This window comes from Pseudomonas sp. SDO5522_S412 (assembly GCF_054071215.1).
The window spans coordinates 1-4,437 of record NZ_JBSVWQ010000344.1 but is presented as its reverse complement, the minus strand read 5'-3'; the positions used below and the strand labels follow the sequence as shown (position 1 = coordinate 4,437).

4 protein-coding genes are annotated in these 4,437 nt (G+C 61.4%); 3 read left to right on the top strand and 1 reads right to left on the bottom strand.

The window, feature by feature from the left end; genetic code table 11:
- The first annotated feature begins 320 nt into the window (after positions 1 to 320).
- Together glnL and ntrC are read left to right on the top strand one after the other, a co-directional pair.
- On the top strand, positions 321 to 1,406 hold the full coding sequence (gene glnL, locus ACW9I6_RS31050; protein ID WP_003218001.1) for a nitrogen regulation protein NR(II): 1,086 nt from the start codon (positions 321 to 323) through the stop codon (positions 1,404 to 1,406).
- Positions 1,403 to 2,839: a nitrogen regulation protein NR(I) gene (gene ntrC, locus ACW9I6_RS31045; RefSeq protein ID WP_003218003.1), complete on the top strand. Its 1,437-nt coding sequence runs from the start codon at positions 1,403 to 1,405 to the stop codon at positions 2,837 to 2,839. Before glnL ends, ntrC begins: the two co-directional genes overlap by 4 nt.
- A gap of 624 nt (positions 2,840 to 3,463) precedes the next feature.
- On the opposite strand, the gene ACW9I6_RS31040 is transcribed toward ntrC, so the two are convergent.
- Complete coding sequence (locus ACW9I6_RS31040; protein ID WP_003218005.1) at positions 3,464 to 3,904, bottom strand: hypothetical protein; 441 nt, start codon at positions 3,902 to 3,904, stop codon at positions 3,464 to 3,466.
- Between ACW9I6_RS31040 and ACW9I6_RS31035 the strand changes: the two genes are divergently transcribed.
- On the top strand, positions 3,903 to 4,358 hold the full coding sequence (locus ACW9I6_RS31035) for a tRNA (cytidine(34)-2'-O)-methyltransferase (RefSeq protein ID WP_003218007.1): 456 nt from the start codon (positions 3,903 to 3,905) through the stop codon (positions 4,356 to 4,358). The genes ACW9I6_RS31040 and ACW9I6_RS31035 overlap by 2 nt on opposite strands.
- Positions 4,359 to 4,437 lie beyond the last annotated feature (79 nt).

The window sequence follows — 4,437 nt, the reverse complement described above, 5'->3', positions numbered from 1 at the left end:
ACTGACACGCCGCCTTCGCGAGCAAGCCCGCTCCCACAATTTAGATCCGACCCATTCAGCCAATCAGTCGCTGCCACCAGCTTCCTGAACAGACTTTTCAAAACCGCACTATATTGGTGCGATACGCTGCACCCTTCCCACTTACGCAACCCATTTTGGTTCGAAACTTCCCGTCCAAGCTGGCAGAACGCCACAGTTTCGCGCCTTAAGCCCCCATTTCAGGGCTTTAACGCTTCTTTTCGGAGCTTTGGTTTGGTTTTTGCATTTTCCTTGTATCAGCGTGTGCCTCAAGCCCGCGCCTTGCTCCAAAAGAGGTCCTAATGACCATCAGCGACGCACTGCACCGCCTGTTACTCGACAACCTGACCACCGCGACCATTCTGCTCAATGACGAACTGCGCCTTGAGTACATGAACCCGGCGGCGGAGATGCTGCTGGCCATCAGCGGGCAGCGCAGCCATGGGCAATTCATCAGTGAGCTGTTTACTGAGTCGGCCGAGGCCTTGAGCTCGTTGCGCCAGGCCGTGGAGCAGGCGCACCCGTTCACCAAGCGCGAAGCGATGCTCACCGCCCTCACCGGCCAGACCCTCACCGTCGACTACGCGGTTACACCGATCCTCAGCCACGGCGCCACCTTGCTGCTGCTGGAGGTGCATCCCCGCGATCGCCTGCTGCGCATCACCAAGGAAGAGGCGCAGCTGTCCAAGCAGGAAACCAGCAAGATGCTGGTGCGCGGCCTGGCCCATGAGATCAAGAACCCCCTGGGCGGGATTCGCGGTGCCGCACAGCTGCTGGCCCGCGAGCTGCCGGACGAAAACCTCAAGGACTACACCAACGTCATCATCGAGGAAGCCGACCGCCTGCGTAACCTGGTAGACCGCATGCTCGGCTCCAACAAGCTGCCGTCTCTGGCAATGACCAACGTGCACGAAGTGCTGGAGCGGGTTTGCCAGTTGGTGGAGGCCGAAAGCCAGGGCTGCATCACCTTGGTGCGCGACTACGACCCAAGCATTCCCGACGTATTGATCGACCGCGAGCAGATGATCCAGGCGGTGCTCAATATCGTGCGCAACGCCATGCAGGCCATCAGCAGCCAGAACGAACTGCGCCTGGGCCGCATCAGCCTGCGTACCCGTGCCCTGCGCCAGTTCACCATTGGCCACGTGCGCCATCGCCTGGTGACCAAGGTCGAGATCATCGACAACGGCCCCGGCATCCCTGCAGAACTGCAGGAAACCATCTTTTTCCCAATGGTCAGCGGCCGCCCGGACGGTACCGGGCTCGGCCTGGCCATTACCCAGAACATCATCAGCCAGCACCAGGGTTTGATCGAATGTGAGAGCCATCCCGGTCACACCACCTTCTCGATCTTTCTGCCACTGGAACAAGGAGCCCCATCGACATGAGCCGTAGTGAAACTGTCTGGATCGTCGATGACGACCGTTCTATCCGCTGGGTCCTGGAGAAAGCCTTGCAACAGGAAGGCATGACCACCCAGAGCTTCGACAGCGCCGACGGGGTGATGAGCCGCCTGGCTCGCCAGCAGCCCGATGTGATCATCTCCGACATCCGCATGCCCGGCGCCAGTGGCCTGGACTTGCTGGCGCGGATTCGCGAGCAGCACCCGCGCCTGCCGGTGATCATCATGACCGCGCACTCGGACCTGGACAGCGCTGTCGCGTCCTATCAGGGCGGCGCCTTTGAATACCTGCCAAAACCGTTCGACGTGGACGAAGCGGTGGCGCTGGTAAAACGCGCCAACCAGCACGCCCAGGAACAGCAGAACCAGGAAGCCCCGCCGGCCCTGACCCGTACCCCGGAAATCATCGGCGAAGCGCCGGCGATGCAGGAAGTGTTTCGCGCCATCGGGCGCTTGAGCCACTCCAACATCACCGTGCTGATCAATGGCGAGTCGGGTACCGGTAAAGAGCTGGTGGCCCACGCCCTGCACCGTCACAGCCCACGGGCGGCGTCGCCGTTCATTGCGCTGAACATGGCGGCGATCCCGAAAGACTTGATGGAGTCGGAACTGTTCGGCCATGAAAAAGGCGCGTTCACCGGTGCGGCCAACCTGCGCCGTGGCCGTTTTGAACAGGCCGACGGCGGCACGCTGTTCCTCGATGAAATCGGCGACATGCCGGCCGACACCCAGACGCGCTTGCTGCGGGTCCTGGCCGACGGCGAGTTTTATCGGGTAGGCGGGCACACGCCAGTCAAGGTCGACGTACGTATCATCGCGGCGACGCACCAGAACCTGGAAACCCTGGTGCACGCCGGGAAATTCCGTGAAGACTTGTTCCACCGCCTGAACGTGATCCGCATCCACATCCCACGGATGTCGGACCGTCGCGAGGACATCCCGACCCTGGCCCGTCACTTCCTCAGCCGCGCCGCCCAGGAGCTGGCCGTCGAGCCGAAGCTGCTGAAAAGCGAGACCGAGGAATACCTGAAGAACCTGCCATGGCCGGGCAACGTGCGTCAGCTGGAGAACACCTGCCGCTGGATCACGGTGATGGCTTCGGGGCGCGAAGTGCATATCAGCGACCTGCCGCCTGAGCTGCTGAGCCTGCCGCAGGATTCGGCACCGGTGACCAACTGGGAGCAGGCGCTGCGCCAATGGGCCGACCAGGCCCTGGCACGTGGCCAGTCGAACCTGCTGGACAGCGCTGTGCCGGCTTTCGAGCGGATCATGATCGAAACCGCCCTCAAGCATACTGCTGGACGTCGTCGCGACGCCGCCGTGCTGCTGGGCTGGGGCCGCAATACGCTGACACGCAAGATCAAGGAGCTGGGGATGAAGGTCGACGGTGGGGATGATGATGAGGGCGATGAAGGCTGATTGATCCCTCAAGTACACCGAAGATCCAGTGTGGGAGCGGGCTCGCTCGCGAAGGCGATGGTTCAGTCAACATACGTATCGACTGACGCGCCGCCTTCGCGAGCAAGCCCGCTCCCACATTTGGATCTCCACAAGGTTTCAGCACTGTGCACCGCTTCAATGCACCACGAACCGGCATCGCGCACTTATCCAACGCCTGAAACACATGCCTTGTTAAGAAAATATTAAAACCCAAAAAAGCCAAAGCCCCGTATTCCGGGGCTTTGCGCTTTCTGAAGAATTTTTTTGGCGCCACTTCGCAATTCTGGCACGCGCCCTGCAATAACCCTGTCACTACCCAGTTTCGGGGACCTTGGTACAGGCAGGCCGAGAATCCCCTCTTTAACACCCGGGGTGCTTGATGCGGATCGCGTCGCGCCCCACACCCGTTTCGGGAACCTCGGTACAGGCAGGCCGGGGATTCCCTCTTTAACACCGAAGCCTTTGGCTTCACCCCGTTTTGGGAGCCCTGGTACAGGCAGGCCGGGAACTCCCTTCTTTACACCCGGGGCTTATGAGGCAACGCGCCCATAGCCCCAGCCCGTTTTGGGAACCTTGGTACAGGCAGGCCGGGGATTCCCTCTTTTATTGCTCCTGGAGATGGATCTCCACCCGCCAGCGTCCATCGGCCTTCTCTCCCGACCACTCCCCGCGCAACGGCCGAGCCGCCACCAGGTTCAGCAGCAAGCCGCCATCGGTCTTGCGTACGCGCCAGTTCACATCCTTGTCATTGACCTTCAATTGGCCGCCCTGGGCCTTGCCAAGCGCATCGAACAGCAGCGCCACGGTGCCGTCGATATGCTCGCCGTGCAGCTTGGGTTCGCTGTTGAACCACACCACCAGGCCATCGGCGGCGGGCTCTACCTGCTGCAGCTCAACCGGGTCTGGCGTGGTCAGCCGGCCGATCATCAGGCCTACCATCAAGCCGACAATCGCCAACGAGCCTAAAACCCGTGGCAATAGCTTCGGCCTGGGGTCTTCTTCAGGGGTAGAATGCAGCGCATCTTTGCCTTCGGAGCCGTGCATGTTTCACGTCATCCTTTTTCAACCAGAAATTCCGCCGAATACCGGCAACGTTATCAGGCTGTGCGCCAACAGTGGCTGCCACCTGCATTTGATCGAGCCCTTGGGTTTCGACATGGACGACAAGCGCCTGCGCCGCGCCGGGCTGGACTACCACGAGTACGCCACCCTGCAACGCCACGCCGACCTTGCCAGCTGCCTGGAAAGCCTGAACCACCCACGGTTGTTCGCGTTTACCACCAAGGGTTCGCGGCCGTTCCATGATGCCAGCTTTGCCGAAGGCGACGCCTTCCTGTTCGGCCCGGAAAGCCGCGGCCTGCCGGCAGACGTGCTGGACGCCCTGCCAGACGGCCACCGCCTGCGCCTGCCGATGCGCGAAGGCTGCCGCAGCCTGAACCTGTCCAATACCGTGGCCGTCGCGGTTTACGAAGGTTGGCGGCAACTGGGGTTCAAGTAACACTGCATAACGAATGTGGGAGCGGGCTTGCTCGCGAAAGCGGAGTGCCAGTCAACGAAGATATCGACTGAAGTACCGC

Coding starts and splice junctions, on each gene's coding strand:
- glnL (WP_003218001.1), top strand. CDS start 321: ATGACCATCAGCGACGCACTGCACCGCCTGTTACTCGACAACCTGACC.
- ntrC (WP_003218003.1), top strand. CDS start 1,403: ATGAGCCGTAGTGAAACTGTCTGGATCGTCGATGACGACCGTTCTATC.
- ACW9I6_RS31040 (WP_003218005.1), bottom strand. CDS start 3,904: ATGCACGGCTCCGAAGGCAAAGATGCGCTGCATTCTACCCCTGAAGAA.
- ACW9I6_RS31035 (WP_003218007.1), top strand. CDS start 3,903: ATGTTTCACGTCATCCTTTTTCAACCAGAAATTCCGCCGAATACCGGC.